The organism is Flavobacterium sharifuzzamanii, from assembly GCF_003254585.1.
Taxonomy (GTDB): Bacteria; Bacteroidota; Bacteroidia; order Flavobacteriales; family Flavobacteriaceae; genus Flavobacterium; species Flavobacterium sharifuzzamanii.
This window is the reverse complement of the sequence record NZ_QJGZ01000038.1, coordinates 119120-145364: the sequence shown is the minus strand read 5'-3', so window position 1 is coordinate 145364 and position 26245 is coordinate 119120. Positions and strand designations below refer to the sequence as shown.

The following is a 26245-nucleotide window of genomic DNA, read 5'->3' as shown; positions in this document are numbered from 1 at the left end:
ATGGATCACATATCAAGATATTTAACTCCAGAAATTAAACTTTCCTGCTACGAGGATAAATTCTTCAAATCAGATATTATGTTTGATGATCACATGCTGATCTGGTTTATTTCTGGTGAAACAAAAATTATACAGTATGATGCCTCCTTTCTTTTTAAGAAAGGAGATATTTTCTTAATACCAAGAAACCAACTTGCCACTATCATCAATTATCCTTCAAACGGAGAACCACATAAAACGGTTGTGATGCATCTTTCTGTTGAACGGCTAAAAAACTTTTATCAGAATATTGAACTTGTAAAGCAACCAGTACCTGAAAACAAAATTTATAGTTTTAAGAACCATCCTTTATTAGAAAGCTGTCTAGGTTCACTTATTCCTTATTTTGATTTAGAAAGCCATTTCTCAGAGGATTTAGCTTCTTTAAAAATAATTGAGGCTTTAAGCATTTTGAGAGAAATTGACAAAAATGTTGATAATGTACTCGCAAATTTTGATGAACCCGGTAAAATCGATCTAATTAGTTTTATGGAACGCAATTTTATGTTTAACATGCCATTAGAAAAACTAGGCTATCTTACCGGTCGCAGTTTATCAACATTCAACAGAGATTTCAAAAAACATTTTAATAGTACTCCTCAAAAATGGCTTACTCATAAAAGACTTGAATTGGCCTATTATCAATTGGCAGAAAAAAAGAAAAAACCAATCGATGTGTATCTTGAGGTAGGTTTCGAAAACTTATCTCATTTCTCACACGCATTTAAAAAACTATATGGCATTTCTCCTAAGCAGATAATGTAATAACAAACGTTTTAAACCGACCTTAACTCCATTCTGGAAACTGAGTTCTATTTAAATCCAATTTTTCAATCGCTTTCATATCATTATCATCAAGCTTAAAATCAAATATATTAAGGTTTTCTAGAATATGTGTTTTTTGAGAAGATCTCGGAATAGCCACAATACCGCGCTGGAAATGCCATCTTAGACTTACCTGTGCAGTAGTTTTACCGTGCTTCTTTGCAATTTGAGTTAATACTTCATTTGTAAAAAGACCATTACGTCCTTCTGCAAAAGGCGCCCAAGCCTGCATTTGTATATTATCCTGCTTTAACACCTTATAGTCATTTGTCTGCTGATAATAAGCATGAGTTTCTATCTGATTTACAACTGGTTTTACTTGAGCGTAAGACAAAAGATCTGCCAATTGCGCAGGATCGAAGTTGCTAATTCCGATAGCTTTTATTTTTCCTGCTTTGTAAAGCTCTTCCATTGCCTTCCAAGATCCTTTTACATCACCTCTCGGACGATGTATAAGATACAGATCCAGATAGTCCAATTGCAATTTTCTTAGCGTTTCTTCAAAACCTTTTTTAGCATTTTCGTAGCCAGCATCATCAACCCATAATTTTGAAGTAACAAAAAGCTGTTTTCTGTCTATTCCACTTTGCTTTATTGCCTTGCCTACTTCTACTTCATTCCCGTACACTTTTGCAGTATCAATAAGACGATAACCTGAAGATATGGCTTCAACTACAGATTTTTGGCAAACCTCGCCGCTAAGTCCGTAAGTTCCAAATCCAAGTATCGGCATTTTCAAGCCATTATTCAGTTTAACATCTGGAATGCCTTTAGCGTCTTTATCCATCAAGACATTTCCGAATAGTTTAGGCGTACCTAAAATACCCAAGTAAATTCCAGCAGCCGCTAATGTAGTGTTCTGCAAAAATTTGCGTCGGTTTATTTCGTTTTTTTGGTTTTCAGAATTCATGTTTTTTGGGTCTATTAGTCAGTTAGTAATCAATTACTAAAAGTATATATTTTTTTAATAAAATGATTTGTTTTCTAATGCTGAAAATTTTTCAAAAAGAAATTAAAAAGGCTATTCCATAGCCATTTGTCTTTCTCCCCAAATTCGCATCTGGTCAATAAACGGAATTAATTCTTTTCCCGTTTCCGAAAGACGGTATTCTACACGCGGAGGCACTTCCTTATAAACCTTTCTTATAATTAATTTATCTTCTTCCAATTCTCTTACAGTTTGAGTAAGCATTTTGGGTGTTATTCCCTCTACAATTCTTTTTAACTCCCCATATCTCATAATGCCATCTTTCAAATACCATAAGATTCTTCCTTTGTATTTTCCGCCAATTCTTTGAAAAGCATAATCAACGGGACAATAGGCCGTTTTATTTTTTTTTATCATTTTTCAATTTATTTACATACTGATAATCAGCATTAATATACTTTTAGTCTATAGGGTACCAAATTGTACCTACTTGTCGTAAAGATATTGTTTAATTTACTTTGTGTAAACATTTTAAATAGAAAAATATGGCTTACAATAATCTAGAAGACTCAGAAAATATTCAAGTTTTGGAAGTTCGTAATTATTTATTGAAACCAAATTTAGCCGACTCATTCAGTGATTTTTTTCACACGAAATTTGTTGAACCAATGCAGAAATTAGGCGGTTACACTTTGGGGGAATTTAAAATTGAGAACTCAAATGACCGATTCGTTTGGCTTCGTGGCTTTAAAGACATGAGCACAAGAATAAAATTTTTAAATGATTTTTATTGTGAAAGTGCTGTCTGGAAGGAAAACGGAAATGCTGCAAATGAAATGATGATAAACTCTGATAATGTTTATCTGTTAAAACCACTATACAAAAACTCAAATCTTAAAACGAATAAAGGTATTACAGTTATTGATTTCTATATCTGCAATAGCACACTAGAACAAGTAATAAAGCTATTTGGCGAAGAGTACATTCCGTTTCTGAATTCTATAAATAGTATTGATATCTCTTTTTGGATAAGCGAAATGAAAGAAAATGATTTTCCAAGGCTGCCTGTTTTCCAAGATAAAAATCTCTTGGTATCTATAACCCACTATGAAGACAGAAATGAATATGAAACGAAACAGAAAGCGATTGACAATATGCCATCTTCATTAAAATTTTCAATACAGCAATTGGTTACCATACATCATAAATTATTACTTTTAAACCAACAAACTAATAATCAAAGAACTAAAAATGATGCAAACTGAAAATTTGGAAATACCAAAAATAAATTTTGATGCTAATGGAGAATTAATCATTACAGCTTCTCCAACATCGTCGAAAGATGATTTTGATTTTTTTGAAGGAAAATGGAAACTTCGTAATAAGAAACTCAATTCCAGATTGTCTAATTGCACGGAATGGACAGAGTTTGAATCGACGCAAGAAATGTACAAAGTTCTAAACGGAATTGGCAATATTGATAATTTTCTAGCCACTTTTGACGGACATCCATTTGAAGGAATGACCGTAAGATTATTTAATCCGAAAAATAGATTGTGGAGTATTTATTGGGCTGATTCTAATGAAGGAAAACTAGATCCTCCAGTTTTAGGTTCTTTTGAAAATAATGTGGGGCATTTTGTTACTAAAGATACTTTTAACGGAAAAAATATTCTAGTAATTTTTCGCTGGGATGCGAGAGACAAAAACAATCCTGTATGGAGCCAAGCATTTTCTGAAGATAATGGCAATTCGTGGGAATGGAACTGGTATATGTATATGTCTAAGTTTAATCAGGAAAACTGATAAATATAAAAGCCGTATCAAACTCTCTGTTGACACGGCTTTGTTTTTTTTACATTTATTAATATTATTTAAAAATATTTCGAATCGCTTTTCCTATTTCTGCAAAATCATCATGACTACTTACAGATCTTTTTTCTGTATTGTTTGCAGCAGTTTTAGAAAAAGGATAAATAAGCATATAGTTATTGCTAATAAACCTATTGTTCAAAAGATCTGGAATATCTCTCATTTTAGGAAAATACGAATGCATTCCTCTATCTCCCATCATAATAACTAGGCCTTCATTTTCCTCAATAGAAAGCGCTGTTTGTTCTGCATTTTCCCAATTTGAGTAAACATCAAATGTAGCTTCTATAGAGGCTTTTTTTGCAATTCTTTTTAGAATATCGAGCGTTTTTTCTTTTCCGTAGAAACTCATTTTTGCTCCAGAATTACGGCCTATATTCCAGATTCTTAACATCGAATGAAAAAATCCAGCGTCCATTTCGGCATCAGCTGGTATAAAAACCAAATATCTTTTAATCGTAGCAGCAGGCTGTACAGCATGATACACCATCAAATTAATGCTTTTATTTCGGAGATAACCATTATACAGATTATACACAAATGAAGCCGAAAAACCCTTTCCTCCTTCAAGTCCTACAATAAGATCTGTAATTTCTTTTTCTTTTATCACATTACTTATTCCGCTTGCTATATCATTATCATGACGCGTAATAGGGTGTAATTCTACATCGGCAGCAGAAGCGGCTTTAACAGCATTTTCTAATATTCGTTCAGCATTTTTTTCAGAAGATTCATTTGCATCATCATTAATTACATTTACGGCATAAAGCTGTTTGTTAGACGAGGACTTTACCATTAGCCCAAGATTTACCATTTTTTCTACAGTAGCTTCATGATTTACTGCCAAAAGTATATTTTCTCTTTCCTCGTTCTTACCTGATACTGTATTGTCTTTATCTGCCTGTGCAATACGCTGAGCGCTTGCCATCGACACAAAAGACGACACAGTACAAGAAACAAGAATAAGAAGAATACTACCGTTAAGTACATGTTCATTTAAAAGTCTTATAGGTTCTCCTGCATCATTTTCGCCAATAATTATATTATAACCCACCATTACTGAAGCCAGTGTAGCTGCAGCAGATGCCGAACTCAATCCAAAAATCAATTGCCCTTCATCATTAGTAAGTTTAAATGTCTTTTTCGTCAGTATAGCGGCAACATATTTTCCTCCAATAGAAGCAATTAGCATAATTGATGCAACCCACAATGTTTCCCAACTTTGAATAAAGGCATTAAAATCAATCAGCATTCCTACGCTTATTAAAAAGAATGGGATAAAAATGGCATTTCCGACAAACTCCACTCGGTTCATCAATGATGAAGTATGCGGAATCAATTTATTTAAAGCCAATCCAGCAAAAAAAGCTCCAATGATAGATTCAATACCTGCCAGTTCAGCTAGAAGCGCCGCCAAATAAATCATGACAAGTACAAAAAGATATTGGGAGATTTTATCTTCTACGTTTTTAAAAAACCATCTTGCAATTATCGGAAAAACCAATAATACAATTAAAGTAAAAATGACCATTGAAACCGATAACTTAACCCAGAAAGCCGTTCCTACTTCTCCTTGAGACATTCCGACAATGGCGGCCAAAACCAGAAGCGAAAGCACATCTGTAATCATCGTTCCTCCAACGGTTATATTTACCGCAAGATTTTTAGCAATTCCGAGCCCGCTTACCATTGGATAAACAATCAAGGTATGCGACGAAAAAAGACTGGCGAAAAGAATTGAAGTAAGCAAAGAAAAGCCTAGTATATAATAACCGCCGACAAGTCCTAGAATAAAAGGAACGGCAAAAGTGAAAATGGAAAAAATGATACTCTTCCATTTGTTCTTTTTAAAATCGGCCATATCAATTTCTAGACCGGCTAAAAACATAATATATAAAAGCCCCGTTGTTCCTGTAACTACTACACTACTATCTCTAGAAAGCACTCCAAAACCGTTTGGACCTATAAGCGCACCGGCAATAATAAGACCAAGCAGATGTGGCACTTTAATCTTATTTAATAAAAGCGGAATGCATAAAATGATAATAATTTCGATAAGATACTTTAAAAGAGGATCTTCAATAGGAAAACTTATATGATGTATACTCAGTAGCATAAATTACTTTTTATTAGATGGAGTAAGTTCAACTGAGAATTTTGCAGTGCAATTATCCTGACCTGTTATAGTCTGAGTGCCTTTAATGATGTTCCTTTTAATATCATCGAGTACTACGCTTACTTTTATTTTGTTTTTAGAAGAAGTTTCTTTTGCCGAATCTAGCACTATTTTGCTTTCTAAATATTGTCCTGTAAAAACACGTTTAATTTCATTATTGTTAAGTACATTGGCATACATACCCGTCGAATCTGATCGAAACTCCCAGACTTCACTGCGTTGGTCGCCAATAACATAATTACTGCAATTCGATTCCTTGCATATCATTTTGCTGTTCCATGCAACTTTAAGATCTTCTGGCCATTCCTTTATTTTAGGAAGCGTGTCTTTTACTTTAGTGAGAGACAATAGGCTGTCTTTCATTTTTAAAAGCTTTTCATATTCTGCTTCTTTATCCTGAAACTGTTTCTCCCTTTCTAAAAGCGAGTTTTCGCGCACAATTAGCTCCTGCTCTTTTTTATTGCTGCAGGAATATAATACAAGGGTAAAACTGATAAGAATAAGTCTTTTTAAAGTCATAAGAATTGATTTTGGATTTTACAAGTTAAGCATAAAAATCCTTTTAATAAACCAAAAACTAGCAAAAAAGGAAAATTTGATTTTTACTTGTTGAAACAAAACCTGTCTTCTTCTGTTTGACTTTTAATTAGGAATAAATACACTTTTAGACAAATTCAAAAGATTTATAGTAAAAACTGAAACACAGTTTTCGTAGTCCCATTTAATTTCGCTTTAAAGATATTCACCCAAACCGAATATCAATAAACCGATTACACTATGAAAAAAACCTTTAACCTATTTCTGGCATTTACATTTACCGCATTAAGTTCTTCTGCAAAACCTGTTCTAGAAGATCCGTCACCACTTTGGTTTACAAAAACGACCGAAGTAATTCATTTTCAATTAAACAAAGCCGCACAAACTTACCAACCCGGAAAAAATCCGCGATCTGTTAATCCAGACGGAACCGTTCGTCTTGCAGGAATAACCGACTGGACAACGGGTTTCTTTCCAGGAAGTCTTTGGTACGGATATGAACTTACAGGCGATAAAACAATGGCAGAAGAAGCTAAAAAATTTACCCTTGCCTTAGATTCCATCAGAAACATCAAGAACACACACGACGTAGGTTTTATGCTGTATTGCTCTTACGGAAATGCTTACAGAATTACGGGAGACAAAATATATCTTCCTGTTTTGGCAGATGGTGCAGCAAATCTTTATGCTCGTTTTAGTCCAGTAGTAGGCACTATCCGTTCTTGGGATTTCCCTTGGTTGCATTATCCAGTCATTATAGACAATATGATGAATTTGGAGTATTTATATTGGAGCGCCAATCAGTTTGATAAACCTGAATATGCAAAAGCCGCCAATACACATGCTTTAACGACTATGAAAAATCATTTTAGAAAAGATTACAGTTCGTACCATTTAGTAGATTATGATCCGAATACAGGTAAAGTTTTACGCAAAAGAACGCATCAAGGTGTTACAGACGAATCATCGTGGGCACGCGGACAAGCGTGGGGATTGTATGGTTATACGATGTGTTATGCAAACAGCAAAAATCTTAAGTTTTTACAGCAGGCAGAAAACATTGCCAAATTCATTATGAACCATCCTACAATGCCAAAAGACAAAGTTCCTGTTTGGGATTTTGATGTGCATAATGCTTTAGACACTGCAGAACTTGCGCCACGAGATGCTTCGGCTGCCGCTGTTATTGCTTCTGCCCTTTTAGATTTAAGCACTCAGGTAAAAGACGGAAAAAAATACGTTGATTATGCCGAAGAAATACTAAAATCCTTATCATCTGATGCTTATTTGGCTAAACCTGGAGAAAATCATTTCTTTTTACTGAAACACAGTGTGGGCGCTTTTTTATACAATTCAGAAATTGATACACCGCTAGATTACGCCGATTATTATTATTTAGAAGCATTGAAAAGATATGCGGCAATTAAAAAAATTGAGATTTAAATTCAAGAAGTAAAATAAAACTATAGAAAGCTATCTTTGATATGACAATATCATCCAGATAGCTTTTTAATTATAACAACAAATTATCGAACTCACTTAATTAAAAACCTAAATGAAGAATTTAAAGAAAACAGCCCTCTTATGCTTTCTCTTCCTGTCTTGGTTCTTGGGCAATGCACAAGAAAAACCAATAAAAAAAGAAAGCTTTGACATTATCAATCTAAACTACAAAGGCTTAGAAAAGGTAAACAGTCTTTTTAACGCAACCAAATACGATGAAGCAGCACGAGAACTGCTAACGTATTATCGCGATAGAAAAACCGTTAAACATCCTGATTTTAATGCTGGAGACGAAAATAGATTTCGAGGAAAAGAAATTGGTAAAGCAAACCAGGAAAAAGCAGACAATGCTTTGGAACATAAATTTCAGCCTCAAAAAGGATATGGATTTTATGATTACGGAAAAGATATCAACTGGGAATATTGGCCTGTAAAAGACAATGAAGTCCGCTGGCAATTGCACCGCGTTACATGGTGGCTGCCAATGGGAATGGCGTATCGCAGTTCTGGAGATGAAAAATATGCCAAAGAATGGATTTCACAGTTTCGCGATTGGGAGAAAAAGAACTATCTAGGAAGTTCTAAAGAAAATGATTCTTTTGCATGGCGTCCGCTAGAAGTATCAGATCGTGTACAGAGCTTGCCTCCTACATTCAATCTATTTGTAAATTCTCCGAACTTTACTCCTGCTTTTTTAATGGAGTTTTTAAATTCTTATAACAAACAAGCCGCATATATTCCGGAACATTATAGCAAAGAAGGCAATCATTTATTGTTTGAAGCACAACGTATTCTGGGAGCTGGAGCATTTTTTCCTGAATTGAAACAAGCCGAAGCATGGCGCAAAAGTGGTATCGAAATCCTAAACCGCGAAATAAAACTGCAAGTACTTCCTGACGGCATACAATGGGAACTCTCTCCTATTTATCATGTTGCGTGCATCGATATTTTTCTGAAAGCTTACAATTCGGCTAAAATGGCTGGCGTAGAAAAAGAATTTCCAGATACTTATTCAAAAACCATCGAAAAAATGATTCTAGCTTCGGCAAGCATGATGTTTCCTAATTACAACAATCCGATGTTTGGCGATTCTTGGCTGGTTGAAAAAGAAAGCCGATTAAAGCAGTTTAAAATTTGGTCTAAAGTATTTCCAGAAAATGCACAAATCAAATATTTTGCAACTGACGGCGCCGAAGGAAGACAACCAGATTATCTTTCAAATGCCTTACCAAACGGCGGATTCTATACTTTTAGAAACGAGTGGAACGACCAATCTACTGTAATGATTGTAAAAGCAGGACCTCCAGCAGAATTTCATGCACAGCCAGATAATGGAACTTTTGAACTTTGGATAAAAGGACGAAATTTTACACCAGACACAGGCTGCTACATTTATAGCGGTGATGAAGAAGTTACTAAAAAGAGAAATTGGTTTCGTCAGACCAAAGTCCATAGCACTTTGACATTAGACGATCAGAATATGGTGATTACCAAAGCAGAACAAAACAAGTGGGCGACAAGTAAAACTTTAGATATTCTAACGTACTCAAATCCTAGTTATACCGATTTAGACCATCAACGCAGTATTTTGTTTATTGATAATAAATACTTCCTAATAATAGATAAAGCAATCGGAAAAGCAACTGGTAAATTGGGCGTTCATTTCCAGTTAAAAGAAGATAGCAAACCTGTTTTTGATAAAGTAAATAACAAGGTATATACGGCCTATGAAGATGGGAATAATCCAATCTTTAAATACAGATAAAATTGCATTAAATGAAGAAACAGGAAAAGTTTCCTATGCTTATGCTAAAGAACTTTCTAGACCTGCGTTTGTCTTTGAAAAAGTTAAAAATGATGCAAAAACAGAACAATTTATCAGCATCCTTTATCCTTTTGCAGACAAAGCTCCAGACATCAAAATTCAGCCCAACAAAGACAATGATTTTGATAAAGGAATTATTAGTTTGAACATTGTGATTGACGGCAAAAAAAGCGAGATTAAAACTCGACTAAACTAAACATTACAATTGCTCTACTTAAAAACGTCTAAAATTATTTTTAGACGTTTTTTTTGATAATTATTAAAATATAACCCGTGGTCGAAACCACGGACCATATCCTAAAAATATTTCTTAATAAGGTTAATCTGAAACTCTTTTGTTCAAACAAATCTTCGAATCGAATTTGAATTTGTAAAGATAATTTTACGTAACATTTTACTTCATTTCGCTTAACGTATAAATTTTACGCAAACGATTTAGAGATTGCTCGCAATTACTAGCTTTGCACCAAAAATTAATTCGGCAAAACACCACTAAACTCAAATTAAACCCTGATTTTAAAGGACTTTAAACATTGTATTAATCAAATTCAATAGTATTTTGGACGCATTCAAAACTGTCATGAAAACCCGATTTCTATATTTGTTTCAATTAAAAATCAAAAAAACATGACTAATCCAAAAAAAATGACCAGGCCTTTACAAAATTTAAATCTCTTTCCTAAACCTAAAATTCCGTTGCCCTTTTTTTAAGTTATTTAATTGTTATGATTTTCTCCACAACCGCTATCTAGAAAATATTGTGGTGATTTTTTAAACCAAAACCAACTTAAATAATATCAACAGGAATTCTACTTACTATCTAATTCCTCTTTTAAAAAAAAATTATGAAAAGGATTATATTTTTACTCTTACTGCTAACCACAAGTAAGATGATGTACGGGCAGGACAAAATAACCGTAAAAGGTCTAGTAACCGATGCTCAAAACCTGCCAATGCCGGGAGCAACTGTTACAGAAAAAGGAACTAAGAATGCTACCCTAACTTCAATGGACGGGGATTATCAAATTAAGGTAAAACCAAATGCCACGCTTGTATTTTCTTTTATTGGTACCAAAACGAAAGAAGAACAAGTTAAAAACAGAACAGAAATCAATACTAAACTCCTTGATGATACCAACAATCTTGACGAGGTAGTAGTTGTAGGATATGGAACAAAAACCAGAAAAGATCTTACGGGAGCTATTTCTTCTGTAAAAGGTCAGGAATTGGCCAAAGTTCCTGTACAGAATGTAGCACAGGCATTGCAAGGTCGTATTGCGGGTATGCAGGTAACCATGTCTGACGGAACTCCAGGATCTGAACCTTCGTTAAAAATTAGAGGTGGAACTTCTATTACTCAAAGCAACGAACCTTTGTATGTTGTTGACGGAGTAGCACAAACGGGCGGATTAAGCTTTTTGGACCCAATGGATATCGAATCTATCGATGTTTTAAAAGATGCCGCATCAACATCTATTTATGGTGCGCAAGGTGCAAACGGAGTTGTATTGGTAACAACCAAAAAAGCCAAAGGCGGAAAACTGACTATAAGCTATGATACTTATGGCGGAATAAAGACCATTGCTAAAAAGCTTGAGGTAATGAATCCGTATGATTACACCAAATTAATATACGAATCTGCTACAGATGATGCTAGAATGCAGAAGTTTGTAGGCGCTTATGGAACTTATGATGAACTAGAAGGTTTATACAAAAACAGAAAAGGAATTAACTGGCAAGATGAAGTTTTTGGAAACGCTGTCGTAAATCAGTACCATAAAATTAGCATTAGCGGGGGTGAAAATGATACTAAATACAATGCTTTCTATTCTGTAAATGATGATGAAGGAATTATGCTTGGAACGGGTTCTGTAAAAAACATCGTAAAATTGAACGTGATCAATAACATCAGCAAGAAATTCTCTGTAAATGCAATTGTAAACTACTCGAATCAAAAAATTACTGGACTTTCTACTGCTGATGGCGGAAATACGAGATTGAGCATGCTGCAAAATTTATTACAATACAGACCAACTATCGGGAAAAATGGATCTGACGAAGATCTTAAAACTTTAGTAGTTGATCCGTTAGACAATCAGGATTCACCAACATTCCAAAGTCCGCTTATTACAATTGACAGCCAGAAGAGAGAAGCCATCAACAGATCGATTAACATGAGCTTACAGCTGCAATATAATATTACGCCAAACTTGATTTACCGCGGATTGGTAAGTTATACAGATAATAGTAATAAAAGCAAGTTTTTTAACGACTCGAGAGGTATTCAGGCTATTAGAGCTGGTGGTGCAAATGGAGGCGTAACGCATAATATTGGAACCCGTTTAAACTATAACAACGTTTTAACGTACAGCAATACTTTTAACAAAGACCATAAATTTGATGCTACTCTTGGACAAGAATACATCTACAATTATACAGAAGGCGTTACAGCAACCGCTTCTGCTTTTCCTAATGTAAATTTAAGCTGGGATAAGTTACAGCTTGGAACTATTGCCGGAATACCGACAACTTTTGCAGAAGATGACAAATTGCTTTCTTTCTTCGGAAAAGCCAATTATTCCTTCAAAAATAAATACTTATTCGCAGCTAGTTTAAGAGCGGATGGATCTTCAAAATTTGGAACTGAAAATCAATGGGGCTACTTCCCTTCTGCATCAGTTGCTTGGAGAGTTATCGAAGAGAATTTCATGCAAAAACTTCCTGTGTTTTCAGATCTTAAGCTTCGTTTAAGCTATGGTGAAGCAGGAAACAACAGAATTGCTAATTATGCTGCTTTAGGAATTTTTAATTCTGGTTCATATCCGTTAAACAACCAGACAAATATTACCGCTTTTCAAAACAACCTTCCTAATCCGTTCTTAAAATGGGAAGCGACCAAATCGACTAATATTGGTCTTGATCTAGGATTTTTTAAACAAAGAATCTCGTTAACGACTGAATTGTATGAGAATAAATCGAAAGATCTGCTTTACAACACTCGTGTGCCAGCAAGTTCTGGCTTTAAAAAGCAGTTTCAAAATATTGGGGCAACTTCTAATCGCGGTTTAGAGTTTACGCTGAATACGATAAATATTAAAAACGATAATTTTATTTGGAATACTACTTTTAATATTGCTTTCAATAAAACAAAAGTGCTGGCATTAAGCGAAGGCGAAACTTCATTAATTACAAACAGTTACACAGACAAAAACGATTATATTCTGAAAGTCGGACAGCCAGTTGGAACCATGTACGGTTATGTAAATGATGGTTTGTATCAGGTTAGCGATTTTGATTACAATGCAACCACAAAAGTGTATACTTTAAAATCGGGTGTGCCAAGCGATAATATTGTGGTACAGCCAGGATTTATCAAATTTAAAGACATAAGTGGCCCTGACGGAAAACCTGATGGCGTAATAAACGATTTGGACAGAACGATTATCGGAAATGCAAATCCAAAATATACTGGTGGCCTAAACAATACTTTCAGCTATAAAGGAATTGATTTGAGTGTTTTCCTTGATTTTACGGTGGGTAATGATATTTACAATGCCAATGTATTAAACAATTCAAGGCTTAACCTAGACAATTTAAACACATTTGCCATCTACGCTGATCGATGGACTACGATTAATAACGCTGGACAACGTGTTACCGATCCAGATGAATTAACAGCTTTAAATGTGGGCAAAAAGTATCCAGCTTTTAATGGTAATACTACTGGACGTTTGTACAGCGACATTATCGAAGATGGTTCTTTCTTAAGAATTAACAACATCAGCTTAGGTTATACATTGCCAAAAGACTGGCTTAAGAAATCTAAAATCTCAAATCTAAGAATCTATTTTACGGCTTATAACTTATATGTATTTACTAAATATTCTGGTTATGATCCTGAGGTAAATGTTCTTAACAATGCCATTACCAGAGGAGTCGATTTTAGTGCTTACCCTAGAAGTAAATCCTTTGTTACAGGATTAAATATTTCATTATAATTTAAAGTTTAAAAAGATGAAACACAATATATTTTCACGCAAAGCAATGGTTATAGCAGGTGTAGCCTGTCTCCTATTGCCTCTTAATTCCTGTGACAAAGATTTAGACGTTACTCCTTACTCTTACTTTACCACAGCTAACTTTTTTTCTGATGTAAACGAAGCCAATATGGCAACCCTCGGAGTTTACGAAGCGATGTCTTCTATGGACAGTTATGGATGGAACATTTCGCTAATTTTTGATGCTGATACTGACATTGAACAAATGTCGGGAATTGGTGCCGATGACTGGCGAACAATTGCACATTATCAAGGCATTTCTCAAACCAACACCTTTTATCTGGCTTGGAGTAAATTGTACGAAGGAATTGACAGAGCAAATGTGGTGATCGAAAGAATTCCGCAAATGGAACTGTATACTAACGGAACCGAAACTCAAAAACAGCAATTAAACCGTTTTCTTGGCGAAGCTAAATTCCTTCGCGGATTTTACTATTCAGAATTGGTGCGTTTGTGGGGAGATGTGCCATTTAAAACAAAAAGTTCACAGTCGGGAGATAAACTTAGCGGTGCTTTGGTAGATCGTCAGGAAATATACACTCAGGTTATAAAAGATATGCAGGAAGCTGCTTTACTTCTGCCAGACCAGATGCCAACAGACGAACGTATCAATAAATGGGGCGCAAAATCTATGCTTGCCAGAGTAGCTTTATTTGCTGGAGGATACTCTTTAGGCGCAGACGGCGTTATAAAACGTCCTGCCAATTATAAAGACTATTATAAAATTGCGCAAAAGGAAATCAATGATGTAATGGCGCAAAATCCGTACAAATTGAATCCGTCTTATTCCAAAGTGTTTAAAAACCAATGTCAGCACGTTTTAGAACCAACCGAGAATATTTTTCAAGTTGCCTTCTATAATCCATCAGGAAATATTGGAAATGCTTCATGGATTGGTAATTTTAATGGCCCTACGACTGCAAGCGGCGTATATCCGTCAAATATTGCTAGATGTTTAGTCCCGAAACCTTTTTACAACAGTTATAACGCTGCAGACCAAAGAAGAGACTTCTCAATTGCCACTTATCAGATTAATAATTTGGGGAATAAAATTCCGCTTTTGACTACCAATCAAGACGAAAGATGGACCGTTTCAAAATGGAACAGAGAATTTATGACCAATGCAACCGCAGAAAGAGTCTACACGCACATCAATTGGGTTATTATGCGTTATTCTGACTTGCTTTTAATGCGTGCAGAAGTAGAAAATGAATTAAACGAAGGCCCAAATGCACTTGCTTACGAAGCTATAAACCAAGTTCGTAAAAGAGCTTTTGGCGCTGACATTCAAGGGAGCCGAATTGCAATTGATTTAAAAACAAAAGGAACTGGCTATACCAATGCAGCAAATTTGGTTATTCAAATTACTGGAGGCGGCGGTACAGATGCTGCTGCTGCAGTCGTTAACCTTGCCAGCGGAGGCGTAAATACTATTGCCCTGCTTCGTTCTGGAGATGGTTATACTTCTGTGCCAACAGTAACCATTACCAGCACAGACGGAAAAGGTTCTGGAGCAACAGCAACAGCGAGATTATTGCCTAAACCAACAACTACTGAAATAAACTTGCCAACTGGACTTGATAAAGTGGCATTCTTTAAAGCTTTACAGCAAGAAAGAGCTTGGGAGCTTTCTTTTGAAGGAATGCGCAGAGCCGATTTGATCAGATGGGGAATTCTAGCAGATAAACTGGCAGAAACAAGTGCAGCCGTAAAACAAATACGTTCAACCTACTTTTATCCTTCTATTACCAATTTTGTTACTGGAAAACACGAGTTATATCCTTTTCCACAAAATGAAACCGATGTCAATAAAAATATCACACGTCAAAATCCTAAATACTAAGTGCTTACTATCTATTTTAGAAACCATTCATGTTTAATGTTAGTGCAGAGCTTCGGTTCTGCATTAACTGTTATTAAAGAAAGCTGATTTTAGACGAAAAAGCGTTTATTTTAGCTAAATCTAATAGCATTTTGAACAAATTCAAAACTATAAATAAACAATGATTGGTATTTTCGTTTTTAGATTCAAAGCATTAAAATAAAAGAATCCACTAGTAAAATAGAGATGAAATTTCAAAAAAACATATTCGTTCTGTTCCTCTTAGGAATTTTAAATATTCCATTACTTAATTATGCGCAAAAAGCTGACCGTCCGAACATTTTAATCATTATGACCGATCAGCAAACCGCTGATGCGATGAGCAACGCAGGAAACTCAAACCTGCATACGCCTGCGATGGATAAACTGGCTCAAAATGGAGTTCGTTTTACCAAAGCCTATTGTGCACAGCCCTTGTGTTCGCCATCACGTTCTGCCATTATGAGCGGTAAAATGCCTTATGAGACTGGCTTTATTGGCAATGCCCCAGAAAAAGACGGACAATGGCCAGATGATTTATTGATGATGGGGAAAATTTTTCAAAACGGAGGATATAAAACAGGTTATGTTGGAAAATGGCATCTTCCCGTTCCTAGTTCCAAAAAAAGTCAGCATGGTTTCGAGTATATAGAAAACACTAATTTTCAGGATTACAACGATGCTGCGACGCCTTCTTTCTGTGCACGATTTATTAAAGAAAATAAAAACACGCCTTTTTTACTTGTAGCCTCTTTTTTAAATCCGCATGACATTTGCGAATGGGCACGCGGAGAAGATCTTAAAATGGATGTTTTAGAAAATGCTCCATCTCCAGACCAATGTCCCCCACTTCCTGCCAATTGGAAAATTCCAGAATACGAACCCAAAATAGTACGCGAACAGCAAAAAGTAAGTTTTAGAACTTATCCATCAGTAAACTGGACAGCCGATCAATGGCGTCAATATCGTTGGGCGTACAATAGACTGATTGAAAAAGTAGATAGTTATATTGAAATGGTTTTGGCTTCGCTAAAAAAATACGGAATAGAAAAAAATACAATCATAGTCTTTACTGCCGATCATGGTGATGGTTATGCAGGGCACAGCTGGAATCAGAAACAGATTCTTTACGAAGAATCGGCTAAAATTCCGTTTATCATTTCAAAAATTGGAGAATGGAAACCAAGTACAGATGAAATGTTGGTTTGCAACGGAATAGACATTATTCCAACCCTCTGCGGTTTTACAGGAGTTTCAAAACCTTCTGATTTAAAAGGAATTGATTTAAGCAAAAAAATAGCAAATCCAGCTCTAAAACTGCGCGATAGTTTGGTTATAGAAACCGATTTTGCCGATAACGAAGAACTTTTAGGAATTAGCGGACGTGCTGTCATTTCTAAAGATTTTAAGTATATCGTTTACAACAAAGGCGATTTAAAAGAACAACTATTCAATCTAACCACAGATCCAGGCGAAATAACAAATTTAGCCGTAAACAAAACGTATAAAAAAGAACTGCTCAACATGCGCCGTTATCTAAAAGAATGGTGCAAAAAGAACGGCGATTCGTTTCAATCTGGATTATAAATCATTCAACACCAAACAAATGATCAATAAAAAAACATATACAGTTGCGTTACTTTTGGCAGCCTTCTCAGTTTTCAGTCAGAAACAGCAGGCTGTCATAAAGTTAACCGCCGAAAAACTGCACTCAAGAGTACGCGAATGGCCGTATCCTGTAAACGGAGTAACAGTTCCAACAAATGCTCCTGCCCTTCTTTGGCCTGGAACTAATGGCAAAGAAATGGTGAAACCAATGGAAAGCGGCAGTGATGTTAAAGAAGATCCAAATATTGGCAACGTTCGCTATAAAGTGATGCTTGCCAGCGATAAAAACTTTACCAAAAATGTAATTGCCAGCGCAGAACAGCGTTGGGCAGTTTATCCTCTGCATCAAGCACTACAAGCCGGAAAATGGTACTGGAAATATGCTTATGCCCTAAAAAGCAGCAATCAATGGACATGGTCACCCACTTACGATTTTGTAATTGATGCCAAATATGCAAACGAAAAAGTTTCTCCGCCAGTAACCGAAGTTTTAAAACGAAATGAAGGAACACATCCAGTTTTGTGGGACATGCGTACTATTGGCGACGATTTTTATCGCAACAACTTGAATAATCCTGAGGCGAAAAAGTTTATCGCTTTCGCGGAAAAATTAATGCTGGCTCCTCTTCCAACTGAAAAACCACAACGTGTCATTGATACGACAGGCAAAAATCCTTTAGAGAAAAAGATCATTATTGAGCGAATGTATCATGGTTTTGGAGATGCTGTTGGAACTCCTGTTCGCAATTTATGCATTGCCTATCAGCTTACTAAAGACGAGCGTTTTATTTTGGATGCGAAACGCAGAGCTATAAACATTGCCAACATGAATCCTGACGGACTAGCAACAGGCGATGACTTTACAGGAGGTGCCGTACTTGAAGCTTTAGGATGGTTTTATGATGCAGGTTATGAGTTTCTATCTCCGCAGGAAAAAGAACTTTTTAAAAACATTATTAAACTTAGAGCCAAAAGAGTTTACGATCATTTGCCTAATCGTTTTGAATTACACGTTAGCGACAATCATGTTTGGCAGATTACCATGCGAAACCTTGCAATTGCAACTGTTGCGGTTATAAACGATGTGCCTGAAGCAAAAGAATGGCTAACGTATTTGTATGAAGTCTGGTCGTCGCGTTTTCCTGTTTTAGGCACAACAGATGGTGGCTGGCACGAAGGAAACGGGTATTTTAGAGTCAACTTTAAGTCAATTATATATTTGTCACAAATGTTTGGCGATTTTAGCGGAGTCGATTATTTCAAATTGCCTTGGATGCAGAATCTGCCTTACTATATGCTTTATACACATCCTAATAAATCGGCAAGCACTGCTATTGGCGACATGTGGGAGAATATTCCCTACATTACAAAAGGCGAAGCTTGGTTTGCAGATGCACTTACTTATAAAATGGACAATCCTTACTTAAATTGGTATGTTGACGGCATAAAAAGGGATTATTCGAAGTATTATCACGGTACAGACGATTATCTTCTTTTCCGACTTTTAAATTATAAACCAAACCGAAATTTACCTGCTTCCTCGCCTTCTGTTTTACCAAAAACACGCAAATTTGGAGATGTAGGTGTTGTCGCGATGCACGAAGATTTAGCAAACGCCGATAAAACGTTAAGCAGTTATTTGTTCAGCAGTCCGTTTGGTTCTTCTGGACATGGGCACGCTTCGCAAAATGCCTTTACCATCAATTATAAAGGAAAAGTAATCTTTGGAGGAACGGGTTATTACAGCAATTTCAGTGACAAACACAATCTTCTCGATTATCGATCAACAAAAGCATACAACACCATTTTAGCCGACAGTTTAAATCAGAAAATTGGTGAAGAAGGTTACGGATGGATTCCGAGAGCGATTGCAGGAAAACGCATTCAATATGCTCTAGGAGATGCTAGCAATGCGTATGGCGAAATTAAAAGTGAGTTTTGGCTGAATAGATTTCAACAGATAAAAGTGGTTCCGAGTAAAGAAAACGGTTACGGAGAATCTGGCGTAACCTTATACAGAAGACATATGCTGCAATTGGAAGGCGGATATATTGTTTTATATGATGAATTGGAAGCGAAAACTCCTGTAAAATGGACAACTCAGTTTCATTGCCCTTATTATACAATTGAAGGCCAGAATTCAGAAAATTCAAATCAGCAGCAATTTGCAGTTAAAACCGATTTAGGAAGTGTTACCGCTAATGTTTATGCTGAAAGTCCGTTAAAAATGGCGGTACACAATCAGTTTTTCGAAGCTGCTGTAAACTGGAATAAAGTGACCAATGATGAAGGGGAAATTAAAGAATTTAAAGATCAATGGCACGCGGGAATCACTTCTCAGCCAAAACAAAAATTTAGATTCTTAACCGTCATCCAAATTAAAAATGGGAAAACAGAAGTCATTAAAACACTATCCAACAAAGATGGGATTACAGCTTTACAAGTGGGAGATTGGAATATAAAAGCACAATTAAACGGAGAAAAACCTGCGGCATTGCAAGTTTCACGAAATACAGTAAAATCAATGTTTAGCTACGGAAATCTGCCTATTCAATTTGAAGGAAAAAAATACATGCCAAACATCGATGGAAGTTCTTTATTGCTTGAAATTGATCATGCTAAAGTAATCCGACAAGAAGCGATAGATGAATTGCCAAATGTGGCCAAATATGACAAAAATTAAGAATAAAAAGTATTTGCTTTTTGTTTAAATTTAAACATTCAGTAAAAACAAATAACAAATTATAATTCAAACCTTTATGAAGAAAACGATTGTCCTTTTTACGTTTTTCTACATAGCTCTTTTCAGTGTGAAAAGTTATGCCCAAGTGCAAGACCGCTATTTCCGAACCATTTCGGTCGATAAAGGCTTGTCGCAAAGTTCTGTTTTTGCCATTCAGCAGGATACCTTGGGTTTTATCTGGATTGGAACACAAGACGGATTAAATCGTTATGATAGCAAAGGTTTTAAAGTGTATCGCCCAATAAAAGACGTTAAAAACAGTCTGCAATCGTATTACATCCGAAGTTTGTTTACCGATCATAAAGGACAATTATGGGTTGGCGGTAATCAAGGCATTAGTGTTTACAATTACAATACGGATAGTTTTACCAATTATCCGCTTCCGCGAAATATTGGCGAATGGTACATTTCTGCCATTACAGAAGACAATCATCATAGAATCTGGGCTTCTTCTATTGCTGGAGATGTTTTTGTGCTTTCTCCAAATGAAAAGAATTTTGTTCCGATAAAGTTTAATGCTTCTTCGCATGAAATCAAAAAAATCGCATACATCGGCATTTGGCAAAAGCAGATTTTATTAGGAACAGATGTTGGCCTTTTTCAACTGAATTCCAAATCTCATCAGCTTTCAAAAATAAATCTGACTTCAAAAAAAACTTATATCAATGATGTTTTTATCGAAGAAAAAAAATTATGGATCGCTACAGAAGGCGAAGGTGTAATTGAATACAATGCCCAGAACAAAGTCCTTACTTCTCTCCTGCACAACACTGGAATCACTAGCATTGCCGATAATAACATCAGATGCATTAACAAAGATACCGAAGGAAATTTATGGTTTGGAACGTTTAAAGGTTTGAGCATTTATAACCTTAAAAACAACTCATTCAACAATTATTCACACCAAATTTCACAACCTTATACCATAAGTCAGAATTCGGTTCGATGTATTTTTAGAGACAAACAAAACGGAATCTGGTTGGGAACCTATTACGGAGGTTTGAACTATTATCATAAAAACGATATTAAGTTTAATCTTTTAAGCCAAAACTCAGGAAAACCATCTTTAAACGATGAAGTTATTGGCGTTATCAAACAAGATGCTAAAGGCAATTTCTGGATTGGCAGTAACGATAAAGGGCTGAATTATTGGAACAAAAATGCCAATACCATCAGTTATTATTCTAATAGCGAAAACAATCCAAACAGTTTAAGTTCGAACAATATTAAAGCCATTGAATTTGACAATAACGGAAATGTTTTAGTGGGAACACATAACGGTGGGTTGAATATTTTGAATCCGAATACGGGTTTGGTGCAGCGTTTTCGCCATGACGAAAACAATCCGAACAGTATTGCTGGAGATTTAGTTTATAGTTTACTGAAAGATTCTAAAGACAGAATTTGGGTTGGAACACGATCTGGATTGGATCAGTTTCATCCCGAAACCAAAACATTTACCCATATTCATTTGGATAAAGCAGGGAAAAGACCCGCTTCTGACGATATTACTTTTCTTTTTGAAGACAGCAAAAAACGAATCTGGATTGGTACAACCAATGGCGTAACGCTTTTTTATCCAGAAACACAATTGTTTGGTACTATTGGCCACGGAAAATTAAGCGATGATATTGTAAACTGCATTACCGAAGATCAAAAACACAGAATCTGGATTGGAACGCGAGAAGGCTTGCGATTGTACGATGAAACGCAGGAATCGTTTATTAGTTTTAAAGCTAGAAAAGATTTCTTCAAAGAAACGATTTACGGCATAATTCCGGACGATGATAACTTATGGATTTCTACCAACACGGGATTAATTAAGTTTAATCCAGACAAAGGCTCTGTGCAGACTTTTGACGAAAGTGATGGTTTACAAAACAAGCAATTTAACGATTATGCTTTCTGCAAAGCTAAAGACGGAATGTTGCTTTTTGGCGGTATAAAAGGAGTTTCGTACTTCTACCCGTCTATGGTAAAACAAAGTCCGCTGCCTTTAAAATTGAGTTTTACAGCTCTAGAAGTTCTAAATAAAACCGTTGCTGTTGGCGACGAAACTGATATTTTGGAACAGCATATTGATCAGATTAAAGAATTGGAAATTGGACCAGAATACAAGCAGTTCAGCATCTTTTTTAATACGTTCAATTATATTTCTTCCAACAGAACTTACTATTTCTACAAACTGGAAGGAGTTGATAAAGACTGGCAAAGAACAGATGAATTGAAGGTAAGCTACAGCAATTTATCTGCAGGAAAATATAATTTTCAGATAAAAGCTGTTGGTCCAAATGGCGAAATGAGCGCTGTTAGAAGTTTGCAAATTGTAATACTTCCGCCTTGGTACAAAACAATATGGTTTTCATTGTTACTGTTGGTTATTATTGGTACAGCAGTTTATATCGGTTTTAAAATCATTAAGGAAAGAATTCAAGCCGAGCAGCAGTTAAAACTGGAAAGAATTGAGAAGGAAAGAGTGAGTTATATCAACCAGATCAAAATGGATTTCTTTACTAATGTATCACATGAACTAAGAACGCCTTTAACCTTGATTTTAGCACCTTTAGAAGAATTATTAAAAATGCCATTTGCAGATAAAGTCACCAAAAAGAAACATGAACTAATGTTCATTAATGCCAAACGTCTTTACAATTTGGTCGATCAGTTGTTTGAGTTTAGAAAAACAGAAATGGGAACGCGTCCGTTAAAAGTGGGCAAAAGCGATATTGTTCGTTTTACGCAGGAAATTTTTGAGTCATTTAAACCGCTTTCAGAAAAAAACAACATTCATTATATTTTCCACTCAGCCGAACCGCAGCTTGTATTTCTTTTTGATAAAGATGCGATGGAGAAAATTTTGTTCAATCTCTTGTCTAATGCTTTTAAATACACCAAAGAAGGACAAAGTATTCATGTGGAATTATTGAAAAAAAATGATTTGGTACAAATAAAAGTCGCTGACACGGGAGTCGGAATTAGTGCGGAGAATTTATCTAAAGTCTTTGATCGTTTTTATCAAGTAAACAACCGCGAAATGAATTTGGGCTCTGGTGTTGGTTTGGCTTTTACAAAACGTTTGGTCGAATTACATCATGGCGAAATTAGCGCTGAAAGTGCCGAAGAACAAGGAAGCACTTTTACAGTTGCCATTCCGATTTTAGATCAGGTTTACAAAAACGATCAGCAGATAGAAGAATCATTATACGATTTGTCTATTGTTACCGATAATGAATTGGATAATGAAAATGAAATAGAAGAAGAAAATGAAGTAATAGACAGCAATCAGCCTGTGAAATTACTGATTGTAGATGATAATAAGGAAATTCTAGATTATCTGCAGGATTATTTTAGCAAAACCTACGATGTAACGGTTGCGTACAATGGTCAAATGGCATTAGATTTATTAGAAATTAATCCTTTTGATTTAATTATCAGCGATGTAATGATGCCTGAATTGGATGGTTTGCATTTTTGTAAACGTGTCAAACAAAACATTAATACATCGCATATTCCGCTGATGCTTTTAACGGCGCGAAATGAAACCAGCCAACAAATAAAAGGCCTTGAAATGGGCGCTGATGATTATATTACAAAACCATTTTCGACGCCACTATTGGCTGCAAAAATCACCAATTTATTGCGTTCTCGCAAACGATTAAAGGAGTACTATTCTGTTGGAAAAGAAATGGTTCCAGAGAATATTGCATTCAATACTTTAGATGAAGAATTTTTAAAAGAAGCCATTAGAATTGTCGAAGATCATTTGGCAGATTCTGAATTTACTGTGGATCATTTCAGCCGTGAAATCGGAATGAGCCGCTCGAATCTTTATATCAAATTAAAAGCAATTACAGGCGAATCGGCAATGGATTTTATTAAAAGAATCCGTTTTAAAAAGGCTGTTGAACTAATGCAGAGCAAGCGATATACAATTGCTCAAATAACCTACATGTGCGGTTTTAATTCGCCCTCTTATTTCTCGACAGCATTTAAACAGCATTATGGCTGTATGCCAAGCGAATATTTAGCCCGATTAGAAAACACAAAAGAATAACTTACAACAACACAACGAAACCTTAATGCAAACATTTCATCAATTGATCCTACGAACCTAAAAACGGTTTAAGCTAATTTTTTAAAACTCGAAAAATTTTGTCCGAAAAAGAACTTTTACAAGTCGGACAGCCCAATCTATGCCTTAACTGAACCTATTCATTCAAAAAATATTCAAAACAAATCTCATGAAATTTTCACACTTTATTTTACTGTTTTGTGCTTTACCTTCTGCATTAATTGCTCAAAACAAGGCTAGCATTACCATTACAAACCATTCTGCTCTAGACAGAAAAGAAACGGTGACAGCCATAAAATGGAAAGACATTCTTCTCTCCTATCCGCAGATTGATACTGCCGATTTTATAATCATTGATCCTAAAACAAAAAAGCAAATTCCATTTCAATTAGAGCACAAAGGACAATCTGCCATTCAGAATGTATTGGTTCAAATAAATCTTAAAGCAAAGAGTTCGTTGCAGCTTTTCATTCAAAAGGGAAAACCAGAAAAATTCGCTTCTAAAACTTTTGCTCGATTTGTCCCTGAAAGATTGGACGATTTTGCTTGGGAAAATGATAAAATCGCTTTTCGTGCTTACGGAAAAGCTTTAGAAAAAACAGAAGGCGATGCTTACGGTTTTGACGTATGGGTAAAAAGCACTTCTAAATTGGTTCTAAATGACCGTTATAAACGTAATGATTATCATATCGATCACGGGGACGGACTTGATTACTATCATGTTGGCTATACTTTGGGTGCAGGAAATATGGCTCCTTTTGTAAAAGACACTATTCGTTATTCTGGAAATTACCATCAATGGAAAATATTGGATAATGGGCCGCTTCGCACGACTTTTCAATTGATTTATGACAGCTGGAATGCTGGCGAAATTAAAGTGAAGGCCACAAAAACCATTTCTATAGATGCTGGTTCACAGCTTAATAAAATTGAAAATAATTTCATTTTCGACGATAAAAACCCTTTGCCTGTTGTGGTTGGGATTATAAGACGTGATAAGCAAGGCATAATTGGCTTAAACGAACAACAGGGAATTATGAGTTATTGGGAGCCCACTTTTGAAAAAGAAGGAACTACAGCTGTGGGTGCAATATTGAGCACTCCTGCCCAAAAAATGTGGATAGATAAAGAACAGATGCTTGCCCTAACTTCGGTAAGAAATAACGAACCTATTGTTTATTATTCAGGCGCTGCTTGGGATAAGGCGGGACAAATAAGCAACTCTAAACAATGGCAGGATTATTTGGATCATTTCAATCAGGAACTTCAAAATCCTTTGATTGTAAATGTGAAAGAAACATCAAAAACAAAAAAATAATTAAGAATACTATTAACCAAAAAACAAAAAAATGTCAATTAACTTATTTGATTTAACAGGGAAAACAGCGCTAATTACAGGAGGAGTTCACGGATTAGGAATGGCAATGGCTAAAGGTCTTGGACATGCAGGCGCAAAAATTGTGGTAAACGATCATTCTTCGCAAGAGGCTGTAGACAGCGCAATTGCAGAATATAAAGCAGAAGGAATTGATGCTTATGGCTATTTATTTGATGTGACTGATGAAAACGCTGTAATTGCCGCAATCAGCAAAATTGAAGATGAAGTTGGTCCTATCGATATTTTGATCAATAATGCCGGAATTATTAAAAGAACTCCGATTATCGAAATGGAAGTTGCCGATTTTGAAGCGGTTATAAAAGTAGATTTAACGGGTCCTTTTATTGTTTCTAAGAATGTGGTTAAAGGAATGATCAATCGTGGTGGCGGAAAAATCATTAATATGTGTTCTATGATGAGCGAATTGGGAAGAGATTCTGTAAGTGCGTATGCATCGGCAAAAGGAGGTTTGAAAATGCTGACTAAAAACATGGCGACAGAATGGGCTAAATTCAACATTCAAACTAATGGAATTGGTCCTGGTTATTTTGCTACAAGTCAGACCGCACCAATTCGTGTAAACGGTCATCCTTTTAACGAGTTTATTATGGGAAGAACTCCTGCTGGACGCTGGGGAGATCCTGAAGATTTACAAGGCGCAGCAATATTTTTAAGCTCAAAAGCTAGTAATTTTGTAAACGGGCATGTGGTTTATGTTGATGGCGGAATTCTAGCTACAATTGGAAAACCTTCAAACGAATAATTTCTATAACTGGTGCACTAATCTGTTTTGATTGATGCACCAGTTTCATTTTATAAT

General features: G+C 35.6%; 17 protein-coding genes. 13 read left to right on the top strand and 4 right to left on the bottom strand.

The genetic code is table 11. The features are described from left to right. The gene (locus DMA14_RS11270) at positions 1-804 is read left to right on the top strand and encodes a helix-turn-helix domain-containing protein (RefSeq protein ID WP_111424770.1); all 804 of its coding nucleotides are present in this window, start codon (positions 1-3) and stop codon (positions 802-804) included. Positions 805-826: 22 nt separating this feature from the next. Here DMA14_RS11270 and DMA14_RS11265 read toward each other — a convergent pair whose 3' ends face one another. Then, complete coding sequence (locus DMA14_RS11265; RefSeq protein WP_238989957.1) at positions 827-1774, bottom strand: aldo/keto reductase; 948 nt, start codon at positions 1772-1774, stop codon at positions 827-829. Between the two features lie 111 nt (positions 1775-1885). Continuing rightward, positions 1886-2206 carry a winged helix-turn-helix transcriptional regulator gene (locus tag DMA14_RS11260; protein WP_394336015.1) on the bottom strand — a complete coding sequence of 107 codons (321 nt, stop codon included), beginning with the start codon at positions 2204-2206 and terminating at the stop codon, positions 1886-1888. 131 nt (positions 2207-2337) lie between these two features. Between DMA14_RS11260 and DMA14_RS11255 the strand changes: the two genes are divergently transcribed. Both DMA14_RS11255 and DMA14_RS11250 read left to right on the top strand, forming a co-directional pair. Beyond that, positions 2338-3057: an NIPSNAP family protein gene (locus DMA14_RS11255; RefSeq protein ID WP_111424768.1), complete on the top strand. Its 720-nt coding sequence runs from the start codon at positions 2338-2340 to the stop codon at positions 3055-3057. Next, positions 3044-3598 carry a hypothetical protein gene (locus DMA14_RS11250; RefSeq protein ID WP_111424767.1) on the top strand — a complete coding sequence of 185 codons (555 nt, stop codon included), beginning with the start codon at positions 3044-3046 and terminating at the stop codon, positions 3596-3598. Before DMA14_RS11255 ends, DMA14_RS11250 begins: the two co-directional genes overlap by 14 nt. Positions 3599-3662: 64 nt before the next feature. Here the strand turns inward: DMA14_RS11250 and DMA14_RS11245 are convergent, their stop codons facing one another. Further along, positions 3663-5780 (bottom strand): cation:proton antiporter, encoded by a 2118-nt coding sequence (locus tag DMA14_RS11245; protein WP_111424766.1) that lies wholly within the window; start codon positions 5778-5780, stop codon positions 3663-3665. 3 nt (positions 5781-5783) lie between these two features. Then, a complete protein-coding gene (locus tag DMA14_RS11240) occupies positions 5784-6359 on the bottom strand; it encodes a hypothetical protein (RefSeq protein ID WP_111424765.1) in 576 nt (191 codons plus the stop codon). 258 nt (positions 6360-6617) lie between these two features. Between DMA14_RS11240 and DMA14_RS11235 the strand changes: the two genes are divergently transcribed. The 10 genes from DMA14_RS11235 (at position 6618) to DMA14_RS11195 (ending at position 26188) form a co-directional block, all read left to right on the top strand. Then, positions 6618-7820 carry a glycoside hydrolase family 88 protein gene (locus DMA14_RS11235; RefSeq protein WP_111424764.1) on the top strand — a complete coding sequence of 401 codons (1203 nt, stop codon included), beginning with the start codon at positions 6618-6620 and terminating at the stop codon, positions 7818-7820. A 112-nt stretch (positions 7821-7932) separates the two neighbouring features. Next, entirely contained in the window at positions 7933-9645 is a 1713-nt protein-coding gene (gene hepC / locus DMA14_RS11230) for a heparin-sulfate lyase HepC (protein ID WP_203418290.1), read from the top strand. After that, positions 9614-9901, top strand: a complete 288-nt coding sequence (locus DMA14_RS22910) for a hypothetical protein (protein ID WP_203418288.1) — start codon at positions 9614-9616, stop codon at positions 9899-9901. The genes hepC and DMA14_RS22910 overlap by 32 nt, the downstream gene beginning before the upstream one ends. 649 nt (positions 9902-10550) lie before the next feature. Then, complete coding sequence (locus tag DMA14_RS11225) at positions 10551-13703, top strand: SusC/RagA family TonB-linked outer membrane protein (RefSeq protein ID WP_238989956.1); 3153 nt, start codon at positions 10551-10553, stop codon at positions 13701-13703. A 16-nt stretch (positions 13704-13719) separates the two neighbouring features. Next, the gene (locus DMA14_RS11220) at positions 13720-15606 is read left to right on the top strand and encodes a RagB/SusD family nutrient uptake outer membrane protein (protein ID WP_111424762.1); all 1887 of its coding nucleotides are present in this window, start codon (positions 13720-13722) and stop codon (positions 15604-15606) included. A 225-nt stretch (positions 15607-15831) separates the two neighbouring features. Then, positions 15832-17211 (top strand): sulfatase family protein, encoded by a 1380-nt coding sequence (locus tag DMA14_RS11215; protein WP_111424761.1) that lies wholly within the window; start codon positions 15832-15834, stop codon positions 17209-17211. 19 nt (positions 17212-17230) lie between these two features. Continuing rightward, on the top strand, positions 17231-19915 hold the full coding sequence (locus tag DMA14_RS11210) for a DUF4962 domain-containing protein (protein WP_111424760.1): 2685 nt from the start codon (positions 17231-17233) through the stop codon (positions 19913-19915). 76 nt (positions 19916-19991) lie between these two features. Beyond that, complete coding sequence (locus DMA14_RS11205; RefSeq protein ID WP_111424759.1) at positions 19992-24029, top strand: hybrid sensor histidine kinase/response regulator transcription factor; 4038 nt, start codon at positions 19992-19994, stop codon at positions 24027-24029. 187 nt (positions 24030-24216) lie between these two features. Further along, positions 24217-25365 carry a DUF4861 family protein gene (locus DMA14_RS11200; protein ID WP_111424758.1) on the top strand — a complete coding sequence of 383 codons (1149 nt, stop codon included), beginning with the start codon at positions 24217-24219 and terminating at the stop codon, positions 25363-25365. 31 nt (positions 25366-25396) lie between these two features. Then, positions 25397-26188 carry a gluconate 5-dehydrogenase gene (locus DMA14_RS11195; protein ID WP_111424757.1) on the top strand — a complete coding sequence of 264 codons (792 nt, stop codon included), beginning with the start codon at positions 25397-25399 and terminating at the stop codon, positions 26186-26188. The last annotated feature ends 57 nt before the right edge of the window (positions 26189-26245 follow it).